Genomic DNA, 25,936 nt, shown 5'->3' with positions numbered 1-25,936 from the left:
GTGGCGGCCGCCAAGAAGGGCGAGCTGGTCCCCCGCCCTCCGAAGAAGAGCGAGTACGAGATCCGCTTCGCCACCACCGACGCCAAGAAGGGGTGGCGGGACCTCGTCGCGACGATCCGCAACCCGATGACGGAGACGTGGGACTTCCTCACGCGGACGCCCCTGGCCACGACGGCGACGAATTACCGGCTCAAGGGCGAGCTCGGCACAATCTCGCGCGGCGGCGCAACCCACGAGCGCTGGCAGCACAAACCGACGGCGAAGGGCACCGCTCGCATCTGGTACTACGTCCACGAGCGCACGGTCTTCCTGGAGCAGGTCCACACCAGCCACCCGAACGAGACAAAGTAGCCGGGCAGCTCGTGCGTTCACATCGTCGTCATCACGTCCAGCCCAGCTCGGCTGCGACCTGCTCAACGTCACACTCGAAGGCATCGACGTCGAAGTCCGGGATCCTCTTGCTGCCCGATGTTGAAGAAGCCGCGACCTCGTAGAGGAGCCGGTGCGCGTCGAGCAGGGCCTGCATGTCGGCCTCGATTTGCGAGGAAACATGTGCCGGCCCCGTTGAGCGCGATAGTCGCCGACCACAGAGGCCGCAACAGCGTGACGGCCCTGCCGATCGCGAGCCGCTACGTTCCTGCAGCATATCGGCGTATTCGATGCCGTTGCACATCATCTTCACGAAGTGGCCAGCCCCATCGGGTCCACCACCCGCGTGACCGCCAATGCCGCGAAGCCCACCCTACGGCCGTATTTACCGCACTTGCCGACGCCGCTACCTGCAGGCCGAGACCGGAGCCTCGATCCGCTGCGTGATCCAGGTTCTGCGTCCGCCGCAGGAATCATCAGGTGGATGTCTCGTAACGCCGATTCGACATCCCGTACCCGTGTGACAAGGTTGTCCACGATGCCACGGTCCCGGTTGATCAGTGCCAGGGTGCCGATGGCACGGCTGCGTGACTCGTCGAGTGCGATGTCGATACCGAGATCGCGCAGGACGATCCCCACGACCCGCACCGCGTCGAGCGCACGGAGGTGCTCGGCGACGATACGCACCGAGTGGGCGGTCGTGGCCGCGACCCCGTCGACGGTCGCAGGCTCGCCGAGCGCCTCGACCGCCGACTGCTCGTCACTCCTCCGGAACCGGGAGAGGCCACTGCGCCATGTGTCCCCCGCCTCCAGCTTGCGAGCCAGCGCGTCATACGCCTCGAACGCGGGCCGCCCGGTCACCGGCGTTGCCACCGTGCTGGCACCGACGACGCGATCGGCCTCCTGCGCGGCCTGCACGAGACCTGCGAACTCGGCGGTCTTTCCCCACAGGTGCTGCGCCCTCCCCGACAGGACATCGTCGGCCACGCGTTGAAATCCCAGGTCGAGCCGTTCTGCATCGTGCAGAGCGCCCTGCAGTTGTTCGCAGAGATCGCGGATACGGGCCAGTATGTCGGGGGAGGCGCCCTCGAGTACCCGCAGCAACTCCGGCATTTCGCCGGTCACGTCCTGCGATGCCTGTGCGACCGCGGCGCACGCGTCCTGCACCTCTCTCTGGGTGGGCAGGGACAAGTCGGGGAACACTTGGTGCCGGCGACGCGCCCGCTCGACGCTCGACCGCTGATGAAGCGCATGGAGGGTGATGAATTCGTCGACGCTCAGAGGTGGGGCGTCGGTGAACAGCGGTGCGGGCAGCCACCCCTGTCCGGATTCCTGTGCGCGGACCCTCCGGACGATCGACGCGACCGTCCCCTCGTAACCGGCGGCGACCGCGGTGTGAACGACCGTCTCCTGCGCGCGCGTCTGCCGAATCTGTTCCGTCAGGATCGCCCAACGGTTGAGCACGTCGTTGCGTTGCGTGGTGAGCTCCTCGATGCGCTGCGCTGCGCGCCGCCCGTTGAATTGCGCCTTGCGGGTAGCGATCTCGCTGACACTGCGGTTGAGCTCCGCAGACCCTCCCCGCGCCGGGTCGGTCACCGCCACACACAGTTCTTGCAGTTCGAGCGGAAGTTTGTCGCGCAGTACACGCAGCGCCTGAGCCTTCTCACTGGTGACCAGCACGCGCTGGCCACCCGCGAGCAGCGCGGACACCAGGTTGGCGATGGAGCAGGTCGACTGGCCCTCCGTTTGGGGGGCCAGTCGACCTCCCCTCTGCCCGTGCATTCTTGGGGCTGCTCGACGACCCGCGGTTACACCGGCCGTGGAGTTGCGGACCCTACTCACAAGGATGCAGGTCTACCTGTCACGGTGCAGTTCCGGATTCAGGGTTGACGGCCGCCAGCGCGGTGTTCAAGGTCTGACTCGGCCGCATCACGGCCACGGTCTTATCCCTGTCCGGCTTGTAGTAGCCGCCGATGTCAACCGGCGCGCCCTGCAGCTCGATCAGCTCCCGCACGATCGTGTCCTCGTCCCTGGCCAGCGTCTCGGCCAGCGGGGCGAACTGTTCTGCGAGTTCCGGGTCCTCGGTCTGCGCGGCAAGTTCCTGCGCCCAGTACATCGCGAGGTAGAACTGGCTGCCCCGGTTGTCGAGCTCGCCGGTCTTGCGCGACGGGCTCTTGTTCGTTTCCAGCAGCTTGCCAGTCGCTGCATCGAGCGTTGTTGCCAGGATCTTGGCGCGCTCGTTGCCAGTCTTGATGCCGAGGTCCTCCAGGCTTACGGCCAACGCCAGGAACTCACCGAGCGAATCCCAGCGCAGGTGGTTCTCCTCCACCAACTGCTTGACGTGCTTGGGCGCCGACCCGCCGGCGCCCGTCTCGTAAAGGCCGCCGCCCGCCATCAGCGGCACAATCGACAGCATCTTGGCGCTCGTACCGAGTTCGAGGATCGGGAACAGGTCGGTGAGGTAGTCACGCAGTATGTTGCCGGTCGCGGCGATAGTGTCCATCCCGCGGATCAGCCGCTCCAGCGTGTACCGCATCGAGCGCACCTGCGACATGATCTGGATGTCGAGGCCCTCGGTGTCATGATCCTGCAGGTACAGCTCGACCTTCTTGATCAACTCGTTCTCGTGAGGGCGGTACGGGTCGAGCCAGAACAGGACCGGCATACCGGAGTTGCGTGCCCGGGTGACCGCGAGCTTGACCCAGTCGCGGACCGGCGCGTCCTTGACAGTGCACATGCGCCAGATGTCACCCGCCTCGACGTGCTGGGTGAGCAGCACCTCACCGGTGGCGACATCGACGAAGTTGGCCTCGCCCCCCTCTGGAATCTCGAAAGTCTTGTCATGCGAGCCGTACTCCTCGGCCTTCTGCGCCATAAGCCCGACGTTGGGGACGGTACCCATGGTCGTCGGGTCGAACGCGCCGTTGGTCTTACAGAAGTTGATGATCTCCTGGTAGATGCGCGCGAAAGTAGACTCCGGCATGACCGCTTTCACGTCCTTGGGTCTTCCGTCGGCGCCGTACATCTTGCCGCCTGAGCGGATCATCGCCGGCATCGAGGCATCCACGATGACGTCGCTGGGTGAATGGAAGTTCGAGATGCCGCGGGCGGAATCGACCATGGCCAACTCGGGACGGTGCTCATGGCAGTTGTGCAGGTCCTGATTGATTTCGTCGCGCTGCGTGCTGGGCAGCGTCTCGATCTTGTCGTACAGGTCGCCGAGACCATTGTTGACGTTGACGCCCAGTTCGTCGAACAGCTTCTGATGCTTGGCGAAGGCATCCTTGTAAAAGGTCTTCACCGCGTGGCCGAAGACGATGGGGTGCGAGACCTTCATCATCGTCGCCTTGACGTGGAGGGAGAACATCACGCCCGTCTTGCGCGCATCCTCCATCTGCTCCTCGTAGAAGTCGAGCAACGCCGTCTTGCTCATGAACATGCTGTCCATGATGTCGCCCTCACCCAGGTCCACCTCGGGCTTGAGGACGATCGTCTCGCCGCCCTCGGTCACCAGCTCCATCCGGACCTTGCGCGGCCGGTCCAGCGTCATCGACTTCTCGCCGTGGTAGAAGTCGCCGTGCCGCATGTGTGCGACGTGGCTGCGTGAGGCCATCGACCACTCGCCCATGCTGTGCGGGTGCTTACGGGCGTACTCCTTCACCGCCCGGGGTGCGCGCCGATCGGAGTTGCCCTCACGCAGGACCGGGTTGACCGCACTGCCGAGAATCGTGCCGTAGCGCTCCCGGATGGCACGCTCCTCTTCCGTCTTCGGGGTGTCCGGGAAATCCGGGACCTGGTAGCCCTTGCCCTGCAGTTCCTTGATGGCGGCCAGGAGCTGCGGCACAGACGCGCTGATGTTGGGCAGTTTGATGATGTTGGTCTCGGCCAGTTGCGTCAGACGACCCAGCTCGGCAAGGTTGTCCGGGACGCGCTGCTCTTCCGTAAGGCGGTCGGGGAACTCGGCCAGGATCCGCGCCGGCACCGAGATGTCGCTGGACTCGATCTCGATGCCGGCGGCACCAGCGAAGGTACGCACGATCGGCAGGAAGGCGTAGGTCGCGAGCAACGGTGCCTCGTCGGTCAACGTGTAGATGATGGTCGACTGCTTATCGGCGCTCATTCTTGTCTCGTCTCCCACGTCAGTTCGGTCCGCTTTACGAAGTGCTCCGCGTGCGGTATCGCATCGACTATCAGGCTACGTGCGAGAACACAAGAACCAAATTTACCCGCCGGTAGCGCGAACTCCGCTAACAGGCTCCGACGGCCTGCTGGACGCTCTACCGTGAACGTCATAGCCGCTCGCGACCAAGAACGCCGCAGTCCAGCGCGCCACCGACTCGATTGCCGACGATGCGTGGGCCCCGGCGAAACATCCGGGAGCGGGCCGCGACCCGGACACCGGAGCGTGGATCTCCGATGCCGGGGTCGCCGAAACCACCTACACCGCCTTTACTTCCGCCAATGCTCCGGTCACTGGGACGACGGGATGCTCAACTGCCCCTGGCGAACGGGGACAGGGACGGGGACGGGGACGGAACATCCTGGCTCACAGCGGATCCGAAGCACATCGCTCCCGGCCGGAACTCGGTGCGCGCCGCGAAGCAGGCGTACGGCGAAGCGCTGCGACACTCATCGTGCGCTAGGAGAACCGCAACTGCAATCACGCTGCCCGGGCACACCACAGCATCAATACTGGCGGTCTGCACCCGGGGGCACGCCGCTCATCGCCAACGCAGTCACCGACATCGGTCCTTGACGGGTTGTCACGATCCCCTCAGACCGGGGCCTGAGCGAGAAGAGAAAAGAGTTGAGAGCGCTGCGCCTCTCGCGGACTTCTCCGAGTTCACCGTGCGCAGGGCCGCGCGGCAGGATAGGAACGGCCGCCGCGAAAGTGCGACGGGTGCCCCACCTGATAAAACCGTCGGACCGACCGCAGGGACGCGACTCAGTGCAGATCGAGATGCAGCCGCAGAGCGTCATCGAGCGCGGCAAGCGTTCTCGTCGAGAGCTTCCCGACCGGGTCACCGTCGAGACGACGCACCGAAACCGAACGAACCTGCTCCGCTTGAGCCTTCGACTCACGCGGCATACCCGATTCGTCAGGTTCGACGAGAACCTGAAACGCGAACACATGTGCCGTGTTACTCGTCAACGGCACCACGGTGACCACCCCCCGACCGAGTCGCTCCGCCGTCGCATTGGCGCGATCATTACTCACCACAACGGCGGGTCGACGCTTGGCCGCTTCACTTCCCTGCGCCGGATCAAGATCAACCCAGTGCACATGACCCCGGCGGATCATTCGCCGTCTGCCGAAGTGACGTCCCAGTCGTCCTCGACACCACCCTCGACGAAAGCCGCCGCATAATCGCGCTCGAGACCTACCTCCCCGAGCATCCGAAGCGCGGCGCGAATCCCTGCCGACCGGCCACCCAAACCGTGGTCGCGAACATACTCGTCGAGGACGCGAGCGTCCTCGTCGGGCAAACTGATGGTGAACCTCGTCGTCATACTGTAATCATACTCCAGTATGAACAAGCAGGAAAAGCGGGAACCCACCGCCGGCATCTCAGTCGGCCCACGATGCGCAGATGCTCCGAGGATGGCGAACCAGTCCTCGTGCAGCGAAAACTCACCGTAACGACGCCGAATCCACGCCCGGACAAACGCGCCACGAGCAAGAATTTCTCATCAAGGGCCGACCTGCCGCTGGCGCACGCGTGCCGGCAGGCCCCTCCTCGGGGACCGTCACCACCTCGACAGGACGCGAGTGGTCGGTCGCGACAGGGGCAGCGCGCGCAGCTCGATCTGGGCGTCATCGCACGACCGAGCTGATCGGGCCGTCGTGCAGCCGCGCTGCCGCCTCGTCCGAGCACCCCGGCCGGCGGTGGCGATCACCCTCGGCGCCACCGAGCACGCACCAGCTGCCGGCGGGTAGCCCGACAGGAGCGTCTATCCCTGTACACCCGGCAGCGGGGAACCCACCGTGAACTTCGCACCGAACGGATCGGTGACCTCCGCGGTCCGCCCGTACGGCATGTCCGTCGGATCGTCCGCGGTACCCCCACCGGCCCGAGCCGCGGCGACGACCGCGTCGGCATCGACGACCTGGAAGAGCGTGCCCCAAAAGGACGCCGACGCGGACGCATCGCCCACGATGCCGCCGATCTCGTGCCCATCCGGTCTGCGCAGAAACGTGAAGTCCACGCCGGGCAGGTCGTCGTTCCCGTCCAGGGTGAAGTCGAACACCGCCGCATAGAACTCCCGCGCCGGACCGGGATTCGGGGTCACCAAATCGTTGCGTAACAACGTGTTCGGCTCGTTCACCAGCTCGCAACCGACGTGTGCCCGTCCCTGCCACAGGCCGAACTGCGCACCGGACGGATCCCGCACCATCGCCATCCGACCCTGGTCGGCGATGTCCATCGGCCCCGTCAGCAGCGTGCCGCCCGCCTCTACTGACCGAGCGACCGTGGCATCGAGATCGTCGGTCGCCAGATAGACGTTCCACCAGAACTCGGTCGCACTCTCGTCGAGATTCGGCATCAGCGCGGCGACCATCTTGCCGCCGAGCAGACACATCGTGTACCTGCCGTACTCCTCGGGACCGACGTCGAACTCCCAACCCAAGACCGACCCGTAGAAGGCCATCGCCCGGTCGAGATCCGGGATGCCCAGGTCGATCCAAGTGGGGGTGCCGAGAGGTTGATTCGTCGTGACCGCGCTCATCGCTACTCCTCCGCCTGGTCGATACCCACTCGACGCTAGCCCGCGGCACCGACATTCGACGGCAGAGCCACCCGATTGACTGTCGCGCGTCGCGAACCGACGGCCCCTCCCGTTCGGTCCGCACTTCCCCACAAGCACACCACTGAATGGCACACTGCGCGCACGGGGACTGTCGGGATAACGGTTGATCTGGCTTTGGCCGACACGCCGAGTCCGCTTGGCGAGAAGGCACGATCATGACCGAAACACTCGATCCCATGGGTCAACAGAAGATCGATCCCCAACAGCTGGCGCAGCAACTGCTCGCCCAGGCCAAAGCCGACGGCGTCGAACTGGTCGGCCCGAACGGCCTGCTCAATCAGCTCACCGCCACCGTGCTCGAAACCGCGCTCGAAGCGGAAATGGACGAGCACCTCGGCTACGAGAAACACCAGTTCGAAGGGAGAAACAGCGGGAACTCCCGCAACGGCCGGCGCAGCAAGACCGTCCTGACCGAGATCGGCCCGGTGCAGATCCAGGTCCCCCGGGATACCGATGCCTCCTTCGATCCGCAGATTGTCAAGAAACGTCAGCGGCGCCTGACCGGGGTCGACGAGATCATCCTGTCGCTGTCGGCGAAGGGCCTGACCACCGGCGAGATCGCCGCCCACTTCGACGACGTCTACGGCGCGACGGTGTCGAAGGAGACGATCAGCAAGATCACCGACAAGGTCCTCGCCGAGATGGCCGAATGGTTCGCCCGCCCACTCGACCCGGTGTATCCGGTGCTGTTCATCGACGCCATCCACGTCAAGATCCGGGACGGGCAGGTCGCCAACCGGCCCGTCTACGTCGCGGTCGGGGTCACCACCACCGGCGAACGCGACATCTTGGGCTTGTGGGCCGGCGACGGCGGCGAGGGCGCGAAGTCCTGGCTGGCGGCGCTGACCGAGATCAAGAACCGGGGCGTGGCCGATGTGTGCATCGTCGTGTGTGACGGGTTGAAGGGTCTGCCGGAGGCAATCAACACCGTGTGGGAACCGGCAGTGGTGCAGACCTGTGTTATCCATTTGATTCGCAACACTTTTCGATTCGCACCACGCCAGCATTGGGACGAGATGTCCGGGATCTCAAACCGGTGTACACGGCCCCGACGGAGGCCGCGCCAAGGAACGGTTCGTCGAGTTCTCCACCAAGTGGGGGCCGAAGTACCCGGCGATCGTCCGGCTGTGGGAGAACGCCTGGCCGGAATTCGTGCCGTTCCTCGACTACGGAGGCTGTTGCAGAATGCAGGCGTGTCGCCGGAGTCGTCGATGGCGGTTGTCTGCGAGAATTGTTCATGGCCAAGGGATATCGTCCGGTGCAGCGTGATCAGGTGTTCCTTCTTCCTCCGGACATGCGGGAGTGGCTTCCTTCGGATCACCTCGTCTGGTTCCTGTTGGAGACAATCGAGGTGCTCGATACCAGTGCGTTCGATCGGTGTCGGCGGGTCGGCGGGGCGGGTGCGGCCGGATACGACCCGCGGATGCTGCTGGGGTTGCTGGTCTACGGGTACTGCCGAGGGGTGCGGTCCTCACGGCAGATCGAACGCCTGTGTTCGACCGACGTTGCATTCCGGATTCTGTGTGCCCAGGACGCCCCCGATCATTGCACCGTCGCGCGGTTCCGTGCCGAATGCCAGCACGCATTCAGCGACCTGTTCACCCAGGTCTTGATGGTCGCCGGTCGCGCCGGCCTGGCCAAGTTCGGAACCGTCGCGATCGACGGCACCAAGATCGCTGCGAACGCGTCGATCGACGCCAATCGTGGTCATCAGTGGTTGACCGAGCAGGTGGCGCGCATGGTGGCAGAAGCCGACCGGACCGATGCCGCGGAGGATGCCCTCCTCGCCGGGCAGGACATCGAGCACAGCGGTGATCGGGTTCCTTCCGGCTGGGGCGACAGGACCGACAGGGCACGGCGAATCCGGGAAGCTGCCGATGAAGTAGCGCAACAGCTCACACGGCAACGTCAGGACGAGGAAGAGCGCTCGACCGCGGCGCGGGAGCGCCTCGACAGAATCCGAGCCGGTGAGTCGGTGATCGGCCGGATCCCGAACGGTCCTCATCGTCTGGCGGAAGCCGAGGCTCATCTGGCGCGCGAGATTGCCACTCACCAGGCGAAACTCGCTCGGCGGGCTGCGACCATCGCTGCAGGAAAGAAACCGATGGGCGCCCCACCGGTTCCGCTCGAGCAGCACTCACGAATCATCCGCACGCGACGGGCGGTCGAAGCCGCCCGGGCAGCCGCACAAGCGAGCACGAATCCCGACACACAGTCGTTGCCCAAGACGGTCGCCAACACGACCGATCCGCAGTCACGGTTGATGCCCACCAGGCGGGGATTCCTCCAGGGCTACAACGCGCAACTCGCAGTCACCAGTGATCAGATCATCGCCGCCGTGCAGATCGGGCAGAGTCCCAACGACATTGCATCGCTCGTACCGATGATGGATGCATGTCAACGAGCTGCCGCGATGCTGCACACCGAAAGCGGGAGCACGGACCACCTCATCGGTGTCGTCCTCGCCGATGCCGGATACTGCAGCGACAGCAATCTTGCTGCGCCCGGACCGGAACGATTGATCGCCCTGAACAAGACACGCGACCACGCGAAATCGGTGATGGAACAGCCCGTGACAGGGCCACCTCCGGATGGAGCGAGCCCGAGACAGGCGATGTCTCACCGACTACGCACGCCGGAAGGATCCCAACTCTACAAACGCCGAGCAGCGACCGTCGAACCCGGCATCGGCAACCTGAAGAAGATCCTCGACCGGTTCTCCTGTCGTGGATTACGCAGCGCCCACAGTGAACTCAACCTGGCGGCCAGCGCGTTCAACCTGATGAAGATCCACCGGGCTACGATTCGATAGCGCGCAGGGGCGGCCGGCGCCGATCTTCCCGAAGAACGCACCAACGGAAAGATTCGCTGCGACCGCTCCGCCGTTTGATTCTGCGACAGCCTCTACGACGCCGAGATCCGCCGGGTGATCTGTTCGACGAACGCGATCGAGTCGCTCAACGCCCGGTATCGGCGGGCGATCCGGGCCCGTGGGCATTTCCCCAACGAGCAGGCCGCGCTCAAGTGCCTGTATCTGGCCACCCGGGCTCTGGACCCGACGGGCAAGGGGCGCGCACGATGGACCACACGGTGGAAAGGAGCCTTGAACGCCTTCGCCATTACCTTCGAAGGACGTATCACCCCGAGTCGCGACTAATCCCATGCGTCAGAGTCAGATCCACCGAATTCCTGACAGACCCCGCGCACGACCGGTCGGGCCAGGGTGGGGTCTTCGAATCCGGAGGGACGCGGCGGGTAGGAGTGCACGCCGATGATCACCGCACGTCCCCAGGCTGCGATGCGGCCGGTGACGAGTTCGGAGACGGCGGTGGCGTAGGGCCGGAAGTACGTGTCGAGCAGAGGGTCGGCGTTGGTCAGGGGTTCCTGACGCAGGAGTGTGCCGGTGCAGGTGCGGGTGTAGACGGCGCCGCGGCCGTATGCGGCGGCGGGTTCGGAGTCGTCGGGGAACCGTTCGGGATCGACGACCAGCCGGGAGTAGGCATTGCACACGATCCAGGGCCGCATGTGGGCATGGTCGGCGCCGAGGGCGGCGATGAGGTCGGTGCCGGTGTCGGTGGCCTCGTCGAGCTCGGCGCCCAGGGCAGCGTCGTCGAGGAGCAACGATGCACGGATCGCCGATGGGATGGCGCGGGAGGCATGAGGGACGTGGAGGATCACCGGTGACGACGGGTGACCGGGCAGGATCGAGAAATTGTTCATACGCAGGCCTTACTGGTGAATGCGATGGTCGGTGGGACGGTGTAGTCGGAGGTCGCCGTGGTGGCGTGTGCGAGCGGCGTTCGGATCGCGGTGGCAGCAGTCATCGGGGCGGTGGCGGGAATCGCGCCACTGCCGCGAGTGGAGGTGTGGTCTCGCAGGCGCCGGGTCATGCGGCGCGTCTGATCTGGAGGTTGAGCCAGTCGGTCAGCCAGGTGAGGGCGGTGCGGCCGGCGTTGTCGACGACGAGGGACTTGTAGTTGGTGTGGGCGCCGGAGGTGAAGAAGCTCGCGGCCTCGAGTCCGTCACCGACGAGGGTGAGAAGGTCTTCGGCGCTGTGGGATTCGGCGATGGTGGTCAGTGATCCGGTCAGTGCCGGCAGGTCGGGGTTCTGCGTCGGAGGCGTCGTGGTGGTGCCGCCGATGGGGTGCTGTTTTCCCAGGAGGGCGGGTGGGGTCTTGGTGGCTTTGCCGGAGAGCATGTTCACCGCCACCGACGCCAGGTCCAGGCCGACGGGGACGAGGCCGGTCATCACGGCACCGGCACCGACCGGATCCGGCGCCTGCCCCGGTGGCGGCAGCAGCTTCTCGATAGCGGTCCAGGCGATCTCTTGGATCTGTCCGATCAGGGTGGCGAGCCGGATGATGTCGACGTTCGCCAGGATCGAGGCGGCCAGCGCGGCGACCTGGGTGACCCCGGACGGGTCCGGGATGACCGCGAGCACCTGGGAGATCCAGGCCAGGTCGACGCCGGCGGCCATTTTCACCAGGGGGGAGAACTGGTTGTTGAGCTCCCCCGCTATCTGGTGGGCGCCGCGTGCATCGAGCGCGGCCACCTTCTGCGGCAGCACGGTGAGGTTGTGCAGGATGGCGGGCACATCGAGTGAGGTGAGGCCGGTGGCGACGGTGAGGACCTGATCGAGCACGACGGTGGGTTTGAGTACCGACAGCACGCGCGGGGCCGCGGACAGCGTCTCGGTTGGGGTGGACGCGAGGGGTGCGAGCTGCCCGTCGAGGGGACCGGCGATCGACGCCAGGGTCTGGATCTGCGGTGAATTCGCCGGCACGGTCGGCGCCCCGCTGCCGAGGAGTGTGGTGGCGGTGTCCACGATCGTGGTGACGGCGGCCAGGGCACCGGTCACATCCGCCCGGTGAGCGCGGTCGAGGACCTGGGCGGCACTGTGCTCGGCCGAGTCGGGCGCGGCGGCGGTGAGGCGGCCGGTGGCGGCGGGGTTGGCGGCGCCGGAGTCGAGCAGCTCGGCCAGCGGGGTGAGGGTGTCCCGGATCGTCGCGGCGAGGCGCGCCACCTGCTGCAGATCGACCGTCGGAGACGTCAGTTGCTGACCGAGGGCGCCGACGTCCGCACCGAGGTCAGGTAGATCCGCCTTCGAAAAATCGGAGGTGAGAGCGGTAGCCACCGCCGCGGGACCGTCGGTGCTGGTGGCGCCGGGGGTGGTGCTCAGGATCGAACCGAGCGAGCCGAGCAGGGGGTTCGAGCCTTTATTGATCGAGCAGTACAGATCGCCCGGGTCGCAGATCGATGCGACCCGGCCGGCGAGCGTGCCCATGCCCTGCGGGCGGGGGTCGGCGATGCCGTTTCCGGAGCTGGGTGGGCCGACGACGGCGGCGCCGTCGGTGCCGGCACGCGGGTCGGCGAGCAGTCCGACGGCCAGCACCCGCTCTGCGGGGATCGAGCCTCGGTGGTGGCCGATCGCCGCGGCCAGATCTCCGGCGGCATCGGCGCCCTGGGAGTAGCCGGTGATCGTGAATTTGGTGTTGGGGCACCGCTGAGCGGTGGTGGAGAGAACATGCTCGGCGCGGCGCAGTGCGTCGGCTTTGCTGTCGGCGTAGGTGTGGCCGTTGTCGAAGGCGCGCGCCATGTACGGCAGGGTGTAGACCTCGGCGGCGCTGCCATGGGCGCGCTCGAGTGCCTCGGTGACGGGGGCGAGCATCCCGACCGGCCGACCGGGGTCGGCATGTTCGTCGGTTTCCCACGTGCCGGGGATGAACAGATTGAACGTGGCAGCACACTCGGCGGGGGCGGCGTGCGCGAGTGCCGGGGTGCTGACCGCGATGCAGCCGCCGGCCACGGTGGCGCTGGCGACCAGAGCCACCACGCGGCGGCGCCGGGAACGTGGGACTGGCATGTGCACCTCGATCTACCCGTAGGGGACGGCAAGCACCCGATCGTGCGCCTGCTCTCTCGTGACTCGAGCGCGAGTCGGCACACCCACGGGTGCACGCCCCACCGTGACCGTCCACGGCCGTCGGACTCAAACCCAGCTGTGGATAGTCCGGTCGGCGGATGTGCTCCTCCCTACCGGATTCGCGAAATTCCCTTCAAATCACTGCGTTTGGTGTGATCGTCGCGCTCGCCGCACGGGCCGACTCCTCCGCGCGCTGCCGACCATCCCCAGGTTGAACGATTCGATGATCCGGTGTGCCGGGTGGGACTACCGTCACCGCATCCTCGGCCCGAGCCGCCTAGCGGGGCCGGGCTTCGACCGATTTGGGTCGGCGGCCGGTGTGTCCACTTCGCGGCTGGTTGATCTGAGGAAGCGGACCCCCATCCACAACGGGATGGGGCGCACCGTTCTTCGAGAGGACCCGGCGATGACCACCCACCCCTTCACCCGATTTGCCGCTGACCTGGCTGGGGTGGGCGATGAGCGCCCCGGCCGTCGTGGTCGAGGACCTGCACGTCGGCAGAACCTGGGCCCTCGACGGTGTCGACCTGGAAGCCGCCGCCGGAACCACGCTCGGGGTGCTCCGCCACAACGGTGCCGCAAGATCACCCTGATCCGCACCCTCACCACCCTGGTGCGCCCCACTACCGGCCGCGTGCAGATCCAGGGCCTCGGCGTGATCGCCGACGCCACCGACGTCCGCCGCCGGATCGGGATGACCGGCCAATACGCCGGACTCGACGACTTCCTCACCGCCCGCGAGAACCTGGAGCTGATCGGCCGCCTGACCGGGCTGCGCCGCACCGCCCGCCCCCGGGCCGACGCGCTGATCGACCGGCTCGGGCTGCACGAGTACGCGACCCGCCGGGTCGGGGAGCTGTCCGGGGGCTCGCGCCGCCGGATCGATCTGGCCGCCAGCCTCGTCGGGTCCCCGTCGGTGCTCTTCCTGGACGAGCCGACCACCGGCCTGGACCCCCTCGTCCGCGCCAGCCTGTGGGATGTCGTCGACGAGCTCACCGACGCGGGCACCACGGTCGTGCTCACTACCCAGTACCTCGCGGAAGCCGACCGGCTCGCCGACCATATCGTGGTCCTGCGCCGCGGCCGGGTCGCCGCCCGCCGCACCCCTGCCGAACTCAAACGCATCGTCGGCGGCAAGGTCCTCACCGCGACCATCCCCACCGGTCAGCTCGCCGTCCTGCCGTTCATCCCGGACACCGAGCGGGTCGACGGCGACCGGGTGCGGGTGTCGGTCACCGTCGACGACGCCCCCACCGCGACCACGCTGGTCGCCGACCTGCACCGCGGCGGCATCGAGGTCACCGGACCTGGACGTGACCTCCCCGAGCCTCGACGACGTCTTCACTCATCTCGCCCACCCCCGGAGCCCACCGATGACCACCACCACGCCCTCGATCGGGCGGTCCCCGATCGGGAACCAGCTCGCCGCCCTGACCGTCCGGAGCCTGCGCACCAGCACCCGCGTCCCGCAGCTGCTGATGTTCTCGCTGACCATGCCGATGGCGATGCTGGTGCTGTTCAGCCAGGTCTTCCGCAGCGTGGCCGCCGGACCCGGTTTCCCGGTCGGGTCAGCTACATCGACTTCTTCACCCCGGCCATGCTCGCCGTCTCCCCTGTGATGGCCGGCACCAACGCCGGCGTCTCGGCCGCGATCGATCACACCAACGGCCTGCACGACCGCTTCGCGGCCCTGCCGATGCGGACGGCGTTGCCGGGGTGGCCCGCACGCTCAACGAGGCCGTGTTCACCCTCGCCCGGGCCGCGCTGCTCGGAATCACCGCCGTCGCGTTGGGTTTCGACTTCCACGGCACGGCCGTCGATGCGGTCGCCGCGGTCGTCGTGCTGGTGGTGCTGGCCGGGGCGATGAGTGCGTTGTTCGGGCTGATCGGGGACCGGCTGCGCCGTCCGGACGTGGTCGAGTTCGCCGGGATGATGGTGATGATGCCGCGGATGTTCGTCTCGAGTGCGTTCGCGTCGATCGAGACCATGCCCGGCTGGATGCAGGCCTTGGCGACGGCGAATCCGGTCGCGCACGCCACCGACGCCCTACGTGGACATGTGCTCGGCACCGCCGCCGACACCGTCACCGCGCTGGCCGCAGCGATCGGGTTGTGGGCGCTGGTGACCGCCGTCCCGGCCCTCCCCCACCCTGGTTCGGTCGGCACGCGCTCGCCGAACGCAAGACACCCTGCGGAACGCGAGACACACCCGCCTTCTCCTTCCTCTCCACAGGGAAAGGACGAGGCGAGTTTTCTTGTGTGCGCCTGCTCGCCCGGCGCCGGGCACTCCCCCGGCCCCTACCCGGTGGAGAAGGGGCCGGGGCCAGAAGAGCGCTGCGGTCAGCGGGCGCGCCCGGTGCGGGCGTCGATTGCGCTCATGCGGTGGCGTCGAGCAGCTGCAGCTCGTCCGCCAGGATCAGATCGATCTCTTCGTCGGTCAGACCCGACAACAGGTGTGTGGTCAGCATTGCTCTCACCTCCTCACCGCGCTTTTACCGGTGCGTCGAACCGGAACACCGGAAATCGACGTCGTCACCCCTACCGACGAGGCACCCCGGAGTCGGACGCACGGTGCGTCCCTTCGTGGTGACCGCCGTCGGTACCTGTAAGCGATGACTCCCCGAGGGGGGTCGCCACCGCGCCGCCGGACAGGGATGCTGGAGAGGGAGAGGAACCACAGAGCATGAGCGAGGACACGGCCACCACCGCGACGACATCCCAGTCGGCACCAGCCGATCTCGATCAGCTCTGGCGCCGCTTCTCCGCCGATCTACGGGCGTTCATCGCCCGCCGGGTCTCACGCCCGGAGGACGCCGATGACATCTTGTCGATCGTGTTTCTGCGGATGGCCAAGAGCTTGGACGATCTGCGGGAGCAGGACCGGCTCCTGGGGTGGATGTATGCCATCACGCGCAACGCGATCACCGACTACTACAGGTCGGCGGCGCATCGGCGTGAACTGGCCGTCGACACCGTCCCCGACCATTCTCCCGACGGCGAAATCGAGGCCGACGAGGCGGCGGAGAAGGAACTCGCCTCCTGCCTGGTGCCGATGCTCTCCCGGCTACCCGCCGAGCAGGCCGCGGCGGTGAAGATGGTCGACCTCGACGCCCGCACCCACGCCGCGGCCGCCGGCGAAGCAGGAATTTCGGTATCCGGGATGAAATCCCGCGTCCAGCGCGGCCGTGCCGCTCTCCAAACCCAATTGCACGCGTGCTGTCGGATCAGCCAGGACCGCACCGGCCACGTGCACGACTACCAGCCCCGCGGCGGATCCTGCGACTGCGGAGCCACCCCACCGGCGGACCAGTAGACCGGCACACCGGCTCCGATGTCAGCGTCCGGTCGTCTGCACGCCCCCCACGCACGGACAGCGGTGCGGTGCGAGCCCCTATCGCTCGCACCGCACCGCCGTGTTGCCCGACGATGAAGATTACCCGCAGCCGCACCCGCCGCTCGCCATGGCCGCCGGACCGCAGCACGTCGACTTCTCGCTGTGATCGCAGCAGGTGGTTTGTCGTTCGGTGCTGCAACACGTAGGCGCCGCAGCGTGCGCTGCTGCGTCCGTCCGATCCGTTACCGGGTTTTCGAACTCGTTGGGGTTGGTCATGGTGACTCCTGGATCCGGGGGATGGGTACCAGATCAGACGGGCGGAATTGCGCAAGGACGCAGCGGGCAGAACCCTCGCAGGGGAGGTGGGGTGGGTGGCGCTTTCTGGCGGACCGGTTCGTCGATACCAGCAACCTCGAGGAGGCTGTCGACTCCGACGTCGACGCTGTCGCGCAGCGCAGCGCAGCGAGAGTGGCCAGGCTCGGCCGTGGCGGGGGCGGATGACCAGACGGTAGGGCTGTTCGCGGGACAGGTGCACGGCCGCGACCTTCTCGTGTCCGACCACGGCGCCCAGGATGCGGTCCCCGCCCGCGGCGGCCGGATGTTCGAGGACCAGAACCTGGGGACAGGACGAATGTGCTGTTCGGGATCTGGGTGCAGGTGTGGGTGGCCGTCGTCGGGGTACCCGTCGCAACACAGGGTCGTCGGCATGGAGTTCGACGGGCCACCAGCACCGGCCGAGGATCTCGACGGTGTGTCAGAAAGGACAGCCGTGATGCTCGGACTGGGAATCATCGGCTGGATCATCATCGGCGGACTGGCCGGCTGGATAGGCAGCAAGATCATGCACACCGACGACCAACAAGGGATCCTGCTCAACATCGTCGGCGGCGTCGTCGGCGGACTCATCGGCGGCTTCCTGCTGAGCCTGTTGGGTGTCGATGTCAAAGGCGGAGGGTTGATCTTCAGCTTCCTGACGTACCTGCTCGGAGCACTGATCCTGCTGTTCGTGCTCAAGGCCGTCACCGGACGCCGCCACGCCCACCACTGAGAGCCGGCACCACCCCGTTATGGTCATTCGCCGTGGTGCGCGCGAACCGGCGCACCACGGTACTGGTCAGCCCGGTACTTCCCGGGCGCCGGCTGAGCTCGCGACCTGTGCGCGTCGCGTCCGGCGCCGCACAATGCCCCGCCTCATGTGGGCTGCTGTCCTGCCGTCTCGAGCACCGAGCAAACCCCGTCCCTCCCCCGTCGATCCTGGTACCCACGAACTGGCCCAGCGCAGAGCTGCCCGACGCTCAGGGGTCTGTCCGCGGCAGCACGTGGTCCCGTTGCTCCTCGCGGCGCCCGGCCGGCCCGCGGAACCGTAAAGAACTCGTCCTCGGTGGACAGGCGAACACGACGACCATGAGCAATGTCCGCCGAGAGGATTTAAGGGGCCCCGCCGATGAGTCCGGCGCCGTGTCCTACTTGAAAGATCCACGTCAGCAGACCACACGCCCCTAGGCGCAGCCCCGGCCCTGGAAACCGCCGTGACCAGCAGCACCATGGCGCCGAACGCAACGAACACCGCGGCCGGACGATCCACACGCGCACCCGGTGAACAGCGCGCTCACTGGCGTCCTCTCGCTGCGCAGCACAGAACCGGCCGCACCGGGCCACCTCCGCGCAGGCCTCCGCCCACCCGCCGATCGGGTACCACCGCGTCGCCCGCACCCGCGCTGTTACCTGTGCCCTAAGGTAACCCCTTGCGCTGGCAGGGATCTCGACTACCGTCGAGGTGTCCGTGACCACACGCGACCCCCACCGGAGGAGACCTATGACGTCCCCCGCAACACCCAACAACCCCAAGAACCCCAAGACCGCCCCCGCCACCTCCAAGAATGCCCCTGCGACACCGAAGACGGTCGCGACCTCCCCTTCCGTCGGCGGGCCCGTGAGCACCGTCGACGACGCCAGCGAACTCGAGATCGCCGCGGACGCCGCCAGCGAGGCCACCGAAATCGCCGCCGCTCTCGCGGTGGAGGCCACCGAGCCCGAACCCGAGCCCGAATCTGAGGCCGGCACTGGTCTCGCTGCGACCGTCGCGGACTCCGCCGGGCAGTTCCGCGCCGTCAACGCCAATCTCCTCGCGACCGCGAAGCTGACCGGCACTCTCACGCTCGACACCTACGAAAACACCCTGCACACCCTCCTTGCGTTGGAGGAGCGGGTCGGCACCCTCAGCGGACCCGGCTGGATCGGCGAGTTGACCCGGGCGCACGTCGCGCTCGTCACCTCGGTGAGCAGTCCGGTGTTCGCCGCTGCCCGCCACGCCCTGCGATGACCTCCTGGCCTGCCTCTGGACCCCGCCCGGCCACCGAGGGGTGGCCGAGCAGGGTCGGTCTGGAGCCGCCGACACCTCCCGTACCGCTACCCGGGGGTGCCGGCGGCAGTGCGAAGCGGGGGCCGGTGCCGTCGTCGGTGAGCCGACGCCGGCGCTGTTCGTCTCCGTGCTTGGCCGGCTCACCTTCCGCGCGCACGAGGATCGGGAACTGTCGCAGTTGTCCCGGTGAACACCTCACGTCGCCGCCCCAGGCCCGGACAACAGAACCCGCTGCAGCACTCTTTCCCCGTCGTACCGTCGCGCCTCCGGTTCTCCCTCGCGGTCGGCACGGCGGCGGTCTGCGACCCCGGGCACGTCACCGACGCCGCTCTCCTTTCGGAGGCGTGAGGACGTGGGCGTGCGGGGCAGATAATTGTGGGTAACCGGTGCTGGGCCGAGGCGAGGGCGGTCCCGTATCCGGCTCGGCATACGAGCGGTGCGCTGCCGGTGGCTCGGAGTCGGCGGCACGAGCCCGGTCTCCGCGGACGTGTTCGTCGTCGAGGGCGAGGGCGAGGTGGCGTCCCACTGCAGCCTGACCGTTGCTGTGCGCGGCGCGCGGATCCTCCTCCGACTCGGTCGCGCCGGCAGTGGTCAGGTGCTTGCTTCGGGCCCGGAATCGGCGCCCCGCCCGAGACCTGCGAGCGTCGGCGAAGGCCGTGCTTCCCGGCGTTGATCTCGGGGTGACCGGGTCGCGACCTGCACGGGCGAATCTACGACGCCGACGTGTGCGGGGCATCGCATATCCCGCTACCGAGCCGCAGCCAGCACCTCGCGCTCGTTTCCGTGCTCGGCCGCCGCCAGAGCACACAACCGCCCGCCCTCGATGTCGACATTGGGCAGGATCCTGTCCAGCCAGTTCGGCAACCACCAGGACGATTCGCCGAGCAGCGCCAGCAGCGCGGGTATGACCACCATCCGGACGATGAAGGCGTCGAGGAAGACGCCGGCCGCCAAGGCGAAGCCCATGAATTTCGCCGCGATGTCCTCTTCCAGCATGAACGCGCTGAACACCGAGATCATGATGATCGCCACCGAGGTCACCACCCGGGCGCCGTGGTGGTAGCCGGCCACCATCGCCTCCCGGGGTGGCTTGCCGCGTACGTACTCCTCCCGCATCCGGGTCACCAGGAACACCTGGTGCTCCTCACCCTGTGATCGTGTGGGGGGACTGGGTGCGGTCGGCGGCGCGTCTCCTCGGTGCCGCGCCGGCCGTCGGGTCACCGCCGGACGGGTCGCCGGCCCGGCCCGACAGCGACCCGCCGGTCCCGGGAACCGTCCGGTCCACCCGGCCCCGGCCGGCATGACCGCCGTGCGCAGCGTGTGCCGGCGACCGAGGACATAGCCGGCGGCGATCCGGGTGTCGGCGCGCATGAGCGCTCTCCTTCGATCGACGCTCGTCCCGCGAGGCGGCCGACGGTCCGGTGTGCTCCGGTGGCGGGCGACATACTCCGGTAGCGGCTGCGACCGGGCGCAGATCCTGCCACCGTATCGGGTGGTCTGTACTTTCTGCGTGAACGATGTTGTCGGGCAACGTCTCGCACCCTCGAGGGCGGGTCCGGGGCGCCGGAGTCACCGGCCTCGGGCGACGCAGACGTCACCCTTCCATCATGCCGCTTCCTCGCAGGGACCGGCGCCGAGAAGGTGGGGGCCCGGCCGGATGCACCGCGGCGGAACACGGCCGGCCGTGCGCCCTCCGGCGCTCTCTCGCCCGCAGACGCACGGATGCCCTGCCCCGGGGGGTCGGGCAGGGCATCCGGCTCGGGCACTTCGCCCGAGTCCACAGCCCCACCTGCAGGGGGAGGAGAGGCGGGCTGTGGCAGTTCATGCACCCAGTGGCACCACTGGTGACACCCAGCATACCCACCCGGGTACGACCCCCCCCCGTCGGGGCCCTCCCCCGCCGGCCGGGACCCGTCGGCGGCGGAGGCGGAAACCCCTTCGGATACTGCGGTTCCGATGCCGGAGAGGTCCCGGTGACGGTAAGCACGGTAGCGAGCGGACCCGGGGTGCTCGGCCGAGTACCCGAGATATCACGAGGCCCAGGAGAGGTGCCATGCCCGCGATGAGCGTGTCCGAGGCACTGTTCATGCTGCTCGAGACGCCGTCGCGGCCGCTGCACCTGGGTGCGTTGGCGTTGTTCGAGCCACCCCCGGACGCGACCGACGCGCACGCCCGCCGCATGGTCGAGGCGCTGCTCACCCACGGCGAGGTGGCCGAGGTGCTGCGCCGGCGTCCCAGCCGACCGGCCCACGGCCTGGGCTACCCCTCGTGGTCCCGGGTGCGGAAGGTGGATCTGGCCTATCACGTGCGCCATGCCGCCGTGCCCGGATCCGGCTCGCGGACGGATCTGCTGTCGCTGGTCTCCCAGATCCACAGCATCCCGCTCGATCCCACGCGCCCGATGTGGGAGGTGCACGTCATCGAAGGGCTCGACGACGGTCGCACCGCCCTGTTCACCAAGATCCACCTGTCCCTGGCGGACGGGCCGGCCGGCCTGCGGCTGCTGCACCGGGCCATGGCCACCGACCCCGAGACCCGGAACTGCCCGGCCCCGTGGAGCCCGGCCGTCGCCGCGCCCCCGGCCCACCGGCGCACCCCGACCGCCCTGCTGCGCGCCGGGCTGCGTGCCGGCACCGATCTGCTCACCATGGTGCCGGCGCTGGCCGAGTTCGTCGCCGACGGGCTACGCGAGCGGCAGTTGACGCTGCCGCTGCAGAGCCCGCCGACCCTGTTCAACCTCGACTCCGGCCGCGCCCGCACCGTCGCGGCCCGCTCCTGGCCCACCGAACGCCTGCACCGGCTCGCCGCGGCGGCCCACACCCCCCTCGATGCCGTCGTGCTCACGATGTGCGCCGGCGCGCTGCGCGAATACCTGCTCGACCGCTACGCGCTGCCCGAGGCCCCGGTGACAGCGCTGCTGCCGGTGCCGTTGGATCTGGGCCGGGCCGCGGTCGGACCCCGCGGCCACGAACCGGGCACCGGAGCGACGGTGATCGAGCTGGCCACCGACGAGGCGGACCCGGCCGCCCGGCTGGCCCGCATCACCGCGGCGCTGACCGGCACCGATCGGGTCGTCGCCGCCCTGAACCACACCCAGTTCCTGCTGCTGAGCGCGGTGCGCCTGAGCCCGTGGCTGCTCGAACCGGCCCGGCGGTTCACCGACCGGGTGCCGCCGCCGTCCAACGTGCTGATCTCCTACCTGCCCGGCCCGCCCCGGCCGCGGTACTACAACGGCGCACGCCTGACCAATCTGTATCCGGTCCCGGTACTGCTGCCCGGCCAGGGGTTGAGCATCACCGTCACCACCGGCAACGGCCACCTCGACCTCGGGATCGTCGCCGACCGCCACGCCGTCCCCCACGTCGAGCAACTACCCCACCTGCTCGAGAAATCCCTGGCCGCGCTCGAACACACCCTCGGCACCGCACCCGGGACGGACCCCACCTGACCGGGCGGGAGATGCCCGGAGGACAGAATCAGCACCCATCCTCACCGCCCCCCCGAGGTGGGTCGCGGCAGCAACGCCGGCGCAGCTGGCTCCGCCGCCTCGGACCGGAACCCGCCCGCCGCACCGGGTATGCGGAACGATGAGGCCCACGATCGATGAGGATCGGCCGCAACGTCTGCCGCCTCGGCATCGTCTCCGCCCGGGTCGCCACAGCGATGCTGGGCGGTCGGATCCACAATCCGACGAGGAGTATCGAGTACGGCGACGACGCCCGGGCGTTCCTGTTCAGTGGCGTTCGCAACGTCGCGCTGCTCCCGATCCTGGTACTGCTGTTGCTGCTGTCCGCGGTCAAGGTCTGGCTGACCGTCGTAGAACTCACCGGATGAGCGTGGTCATCCTTGCCGGCGGCGACCGCCGCTTCCGCTGAGACAAGCGGCGGGCTGAGCGCGGCAGAACCGTTCGCCACCTACACACCCCGCGCACGCCCGGCTCATCGCTTCATAACCCGATCCTCAGCAGCCCGTTCCACGAGCTGCTGTATTGACCACCGAAGCTCGCAAGGGATCGGCGCATAGTCAGCGATCCGGATGGATCGTCAATTGCCGCCGATGGAACTCGAAGTGCTTTGCCGGATAGCGATAAACGTCCTCGAGCGTCATGAAGGAGGTAAAGAACGGATCCCACCGCGCCGGAAAGTGCATTCCGCGACGCAAATCCGCCCCCGACTCCGTAGCCAGACTTCGGCGCAGCGACACAATCACCCGGTCGAACTTGCGGCCCATACGGTACCGATTGAAATACCGCGCGGCCGCGCGCGATCCCTGGTAGTTGATCTCATCGAAGGGGACAGTGGCGGCGTCGAGCAGCCTCGCGAAGCCTCTGCCGACGCCGTTGGGGAGACGACTGAACAATCGCACCACGACGAGTAGCCGTTGCACGATCATGTAGCCGAACACCATGTGAAACAACAGTTGCTCATTCGTCCAGCGGGTGCCGTTGGAGAGCCGGTCGAAATCGTCCGGATCGGCACTGTCGAGCAACCCGTGGAAGGTGACCCGGGCGCGCTCGTACTCAGCATCGATCTCTCGCCTGGTGATCTCGTCACGCTCGGTCATTGCCGTCCGCTTCGGCCTACCTCGATGTTCTCTCCCCAGTCTCGCGCGTTCGAGGCGAGTAGGCGAATGGCGATCTCCATGCTCGGCCGACGTCGATCGAGCCCCTCCGGCGCATCAGCCTCATCCGGCCGTCAGAACCAGCTCTCCTTGCCGAGCACGGCCGGGGGTGAACCTGGGTGATTTCTCCGGGCGGCCGGTGGCTGCGGGTGAGCTGCCGGGTCTCGTCGAGATCCAGCGCGAGACCGCACGTGAGCGCGGGGTTGGCTGGCGAGATGCCGGTGGGGGCATTCCAGGGCGCTCATGCCGATCTGCCCGAGACTTGTTTCATACGAGCTAATTTCATTACCCTCACTCGGGATCCGAGAGGTTCTATGAGGCTCCGACGGCCGCCTCGGCGACGGCACGCAGGGTGCGGTGCCGGGGCAACGATTACAAGTGCTCAGTGGTGCGCTTGCCGATGGTGGTGCTCAGGGCGTCGAGTTCGGCGAGCACGTCGACGGCTGCCCAGATCTGGTTGCGCTTGCTCTCCGAGAGCACCTCGAGCACCCCAGCCGCGGTGAGCCGACCGAGAGCGCGGTACGTGCTCGCGTCCGTGGTGCCGGTGATCTGCTGCGCGGTGTCCGCGCTGAAGATCGGGGTGTCGAGCAGCGCGTCGATGATCTTCTCGTCGGCGGAGTTGCTGCGCGGCCGACCGAGGTCCCGCCAGTGGTCGGGGAGTTCGGCCAGCGCGCGGGCGGAGTCCTGCGCGGCCTCGCTGGAGACGATCGCGGCGCGGGCTACGTACTCGACGAACCTGTCGGCACCACCACGGCGGTAGTTGGTCAGCTCGTCGAAGTAGCGGCGCGTGTCGGCGAGCATCACCGACGCCAACGGGACGGTGACCCGGTGGGTCAGGCCGCGGCGCCGCAGGATCGTGCTGATCAGGGCGCGGCCGATGCGTCCGTTGCCGTCGGTGAACGGGTGGATGGACTCGAACTGGGCGTGCGCGATCGCGGCTTGGGCGAGGATCGGCAGGTCGGTGCGGTTGGCGAACTCCAGCAGCTCCGCCATCAGCTCGGCGACGAGTTCCGGGGGCGGGGGCACGAACAGCGCGTCGATCGGGGTGTAGTCGCTGCCGCCGATCCAGTTCTGCACGTCGCGGACGGTGCCGGAGTCGCGGGCGGTGTAGAAGTCCGGTGCCATCAGCAGCCGGTGCGCACCGAGCAGGGTATCCAGCGTGATCGGGCCGTCACCAGCGGCATCGACCATCGCGATCAGCGCCTTGACGGCGGCGAGCTGGGACTTGGCCTCGTCGCTTGCCTTGCCCCCGGCCAGGGCCTTGCCGAACTCGCGCCAGCCCGCGTCGATGTGCTCGATCTTCGACGATGCCACCGACTCGCTGCGCAGCAGGAAGTCCGAGAGCGGTGCCAGGTGCTCACCGAAGCGCGCTTCGAGGCGGGCGACGGCGATGACCGCCTCCTCGTGCGCGCGGGCGACGGTGCCGACCAGGTCGCAATCGAGGGAGCCGATCCTCGGTGGGATCGAGACGTCGACGGTCTTGAGGGTGCGGTCGGCGCGCGAGCCCTGCCGATGACGCGGGTTCCAGTCCCGGGTCTCGGTGCGGTGCGGCGGCCAGAACACAGGGCCTCTCCTCGTTCGGGGGTGAAACGCAGACAACAGCGAGCTTAGCTTACTTTTCAACTCGCAAACGTAGTCAACAGCGTCGGTGGTGTACCGGAGACGGCGGGGACACAGGTCGAGGCCGTCGCCCGAGGTCGTCCACGATGGGTAGATCACCGACGGGTTCGGTGGGCCAATCCGCCAGCCGCAGTGACATCTCGCAGTGTTCCAGAACAGCGTCCGGTATGCCCTCACTGCGCTGGATGCATCCAGGGGTTGAATCCCGAACCAGTGCGCCCCACACGGCACCGCACAGGACAAAGTCGACGCGGTGCCCTGTGGCGGAGCCGATGCCGTCGCCGTGCTCCGCTCGTGCGGCGCCGCGGGGGGAGGGATACCCCTTCCGTGACCGTCGACCCCGCAGTTACGGATCCGCGCCGGTGGAGCACCGAACGTCCGACCGTTTGGTCGAACGCCTCACCGACGAGACCGAGACCGCGTTGCCTTGTGCTGCAGTGGGTATCGCACTGACCGACTGGCCCGCTGCAGAGCTGGCACCGCCGGCTGGACATGCAGGTGCGCTCCCGCCGCACCCCGAGCATGCGGCTGGGGTCAATGACGGTGACCCTGCCGGTCGGCACCACCGACCGTCGGGTACGTCGCCTCGCCGACGAGCGAGCCTGCGACGTTTCGGGAATGACGCTGCCGGGGTGAGGTGACGGGCCTCGGCGATGATGCCCTGGACTGCTCGAGCACCACCCGAGACTCGAGGGCGGCCCGTAGGGAGTCGGTGAGCTGCTGCTGGCGCTAGGCATTGCCGTTGCCGGGGTAGCCGGCGGCCATGTCGGCGAACCCCTGCGCCACGGCCCCATCCTCGGCCGGCCACCGGCTCGGCCCCGGCGCACAGGGTCGACACCCGAGGTCCTCGGTGGCGATGAGCACAGCCGAGGGCGAGCCATGCACGGTGATCGTGATGC

Annotated in this window: 17 protein-coding genes and 7 pseudogenes; 13 read left to right on the top strand and 11 right to left on the bottom strand. The window is 67.8% G+C overall.

Going from position 1 to position 25,936, the window contains the following annotated elements; genetic code table 11:
- Positions 1-351: a hypothetical protein gene (locus tag HFP48_RS31150; RefSeq protein WP_168581110.1), complete on the top strand. Its 351-nt coding sequence runs from the start codon at positions 1-3 to the stop codon at positions 349-351.
- A 31-nt stretch (positions 352-382) separates the two neighbouring features.
- Here HFP48_RS31150 and HFP48_RS31145 read toward each other — a convergent pair whose 3' ends face one another.
- The 3 genes from HFP48_RS31145 to HFP48_RS31135 all read right to left on the bottom strand — a co-directional run bounded on the left by HFP48_RS31145 (position 383) and on the right by HFP48_RS31135 (position 4,489).
- Positions 383-526 (bottom strand): hypothetical protein, encoded by a 144-nt coding sequence (locus HFP48_RS31145; RefSeq protein WP_168581109.1) that lies wholly within the window; start codon positions 524-526, stop codon positions 383-385.
- Between the two features lie 152 nt (positions 527-678).
- Positions 679-2,079, bottom strand: a complete 1,401-nt coding sequence (locus HFP48_RS31140) for a hypothetical protein (protein WP_246872693.1) — start codon at positions 2,077-2,079, stop codon at positions 679-681.
- Positions 2,080-2,230: 151 nt separating this feature from the next.
- The gene (locus HFP48_RS31135; RefSeq protein WP_168581108.1) at positions 2,231-4,489 is read right to left on the bottom strand and encodes an NADP-dependent isocitrate dehydrogenase; all 2,259 of its coding nucleotides are present in this window, start codon (positions 4,487-4,489) and stop codon (positions 2,231-2,233) included.
- A 178-nt stretch (positions 4,490-4,667) separates the two neighbouring features.
- On the opposite strand from HFP48_RS31135, the pseudogene HFP48_RS32010 reads away from it, so the two are divergent.
- Positions 4,668-4,844: pseudogene (locus HFP48_RS32010) on the top strand (IS1380 family transposase); the annotation flags it as partial.
- A 470-nt stretch (positions 4,845-5,314) separates the two neighbouring features.
- Here the strand turns inward: HFP48_RS32010 and HFP48_RS31130 are convergent.
- The 3 genes from HFP48_RS31130 to HFP48_RS31120 all read right to left on the bottom strand — a co-directional run bounded on the left by HFP48_RS31130 (position 5,315) and on the right by HFP48_RS31120 (position 7,098).
- The gene (locus tag HFP48_RS31130) at positions 5,315-5,671 is read right to left on the bottom strand and encodes a type II toxin-antitoxin system PemK/MazF family toxin (RefSeq protein WP_168581107.1); all 357 of its coding nucleotides are present in this window, start codon (positions 5,669-5,671) and stop codon (positions 5,315-5,317) included.
- Entirely contained in the window at positions 5,668-5,880 is a 213-nt protein-coding gene (locus HFP48_RS31125) for a ribbon-helix-helix domain-containing protein (RefSeq protein ID WP_044476021.1), read from the bottom strand. The genes HFP48_RS31130 and HFP48_RS31125 overlap by 4 nt, the downstream gene beginning before the upstream one ends.
- 441 nt (positions 5,881-6,321) lie before the next feature.
- Entirely contained in the window at positions 6,322-7,098 is a 777-nt protein-coding gene (locus HFP48_RS31120) for a VOC family protein (protein WP_168581106.1), read from the bottom strand.
- Positions 7,099-7,355: 257 nt separating this feature from the next.
- Here HFP48_RS31120 and HFP48_RS31115 point away from each other — a divergent pair.
- The 4 genes and pseudogenes from HFP48_RS31115 to HFP48_RS31105 all read left to right on the top strand — a co-directional run.
- A pseudogene (locus HFP48_RS31115) lies at positions 7,356-8,349 on the top strand (IS256 family transposase); the annotation flags it as partial.
- A gap of 67 nt (positions 8,350-8,416) precedes the next feature.
- Positions 8,417-8,728, top strand: a pseudogene (locus tag HFP48_RS32250) (transposase); the annotation flags it as partial.
- A 63-nt stretch (positions 8,729-8,791) separates the two neighbouring features.
- The gene (locus HFP48_RS31110) at positions 8,792-9,991 is read left to right on the top strand and encodes a transposase (RefSeq protein ID WP_246872731.1); all 1,200 of its coding nucleotides are present in this window, start codon (positions 8,792-8,794) and stop codon (positions 9,989-9,991) included.
- A 93-nt stretch (positions 9,992-10,084) separates the two neighbouring features.
- Positions 10,085-10,336: pseudogene (locus HFP48_RS31105) on the top strand (transposase); the annotation flags it as partial.
- On the opposite strand, the gene HFP48_RS31100 reads toward HFP48_RS31105, so the two are convergent.
- Together HFP48_RS31100 and HFP48_RS31095 are read right to left on the bottom strand one after the other, a co-directional pair.
- Positions 10,333-10,899, bottom strand: coding sequence for an N-formylglutamate amidohydrolase (locus HFP48_RS31100; protein ID WP_246872692.1), 567 nt, complete (start codon positions 10,897-10,899; stop codon positions 10,333-10,335). The pseudogene HFP48_RS31105 and the gene HFP48_RS31100 overlap by 4 nt on opposite strands.
- A gap of 166 nt (positions 10,900-11,065) precedes the next feature.
- On the bottom strand, positions 11,066-13,042 hold the full coding sequence (locus tag HFP48_RS31095) for a cutinase family protein (protein WP_168581105.1): 1,977 nt from the start codon (positions 13,040-13,042) through the stop codon (positions 11,066-11,068).
- 518 nt (positions 13,043-13,560) lie between these two features.
- Between HFP48_RS31095 and HFP48_RS31090 the strand changes: the two are divergent.
- The 5 genes and pseudogenes from HFP48_RS31090 to HFP48_RS31070 form a co-directional block, all read left to right on the top strand.
- Positions 13,561-14,460: pseudogene (locus tag HFP48_RS31090) on the top strand (ATP-binding cassette domain-containing protein); the annotation flags it as partial.
- A gap of 15 nt (positions 14,461-14,475) precedes the next feature.
- Positions 14,476-15,275: pseudogene (locus tag HFP48_RS32245) on the top strand (ABC transporter permease); the annotation flags it as partial.
- A gap of 509 nt (positions 15,276-15,784) precedes the next feature.
- Complete coding sequence (locus tag HFP48_RS31080; protein ID WP_168581104.1) at positions 15,785-16,414, top strand: sigma-70 family RNA polymerase sigma factor; 630 nt, start codon at positions 15,785-15,787, stop codon at positions 16,412-16,414.
- A 793-nt stretch (positions 16,415-17,207) separates the two neighbouring features.
- Entirely contained in the window at positions 17,208-17,483 is a 276-nt protein-coding gene (locus tag HFP48_RS31075; protein ID WP_168581185.1) for a GlsB/YeaQ/YmgE family stress response membrane protein, read from the top strand.
- Between the two features lie 768 nt (positions 17,484-18,251).
- Positions 18,252-18,758 carry a hypothetical protein gene (locus HFP48_RS31070; protein WP_168581103.1) on the top strand — a complete coding sequence of 169 codons (507 nt, stop codon included), beginning with the start codon at positions 18,252-18,254 and terminating at the stop codon, positions 18,756-18,758.
- 786 nt (positions 18,759-19,544) lie between these two features.
- Here HFP48_RS31070 and HFP48_RS31995 read toward each other — a convergent pair.
- Positions 19,545-19,940, bottom strand: a pseudogene (locus HFP48_RS31995) (MMPL family transporter); the annotation flags it as partial.
- Positions 19,941-20,850: 910 nt separating this feature from the next.
- On the opposite strand from HFP48_RS31995, the gene HFP48_RS31060 reads away from it, so the two are divergent.
- Positions 20,851-22,245: a wax ester/triacylglycerol synthase family O-acyltransferase gene (locus tag HFP48_RS31060; RefSeq protein ID WP_168581101.1), complete on the top strand. Its 1,395-nt coding sequence runs from the start codon at positions 20,851-20,853 to the stop codon at positions 22,243-22,245.
- Positions 22,246-22,400: 155 nt separating this feature from the next.
- A complete protein-coding gene (locus tag HFP48_RS31055; RefSeq protein ID WP_168581100.1) occupies positions 22,401-22,631 on the top strand; it encodes a hypothetical protein in 231 nt (76 codons plus the stop codon).
- Between the two features lie 189 nt (positions 22,632-22,820).
- Here HFP48_RS31055 and HFP48_RS31050 read toward each other — a convergent pair whose 3' ends face one another.
- Both HFP48_RS31050 and HFP48_RS31045 read right to left on the bottom strand, forming a co-directional pair.
- Complete coding sequence (locus tag HFP48_RS31050) at positions 22,821-23,360, bottom strand: DinB family protein (protein ID WP_168581099.1); 540 nt, start codon at positions 23,358-23,360, stop codon at positions 22,821-22,823.
- Positions 23,361-23,789: 429 nt separating this feature from the next.
- Positions 23,790-24,980, bottom strand: coding sequence for a Fic family protein (locus HFP48_RS31045; RefSeq protein WP_168581098.1), 1,191 nt, complete (start codon positions 24,978-24,980; stop codon positions 23,790-23,792).
- Positions 24,981-25,936 lie beyond the last annotated feature (956 nt).

The organism is Rhodococcus sp. DMU1, from assembly GCF_012272955.1.
GTDB classification, from domain to species: domain Bacteria; phylum Actinomycetota; class Actinomycetes; order Mycobacteriales; family Mycobacteriaceae; genus Rhodococcus; species Rhodococcus aetherivorans.
Note: the sequence above shows the minus strand (reverse complement) of the source record. Positions and strands in the feature narration are given on the sequence as shown.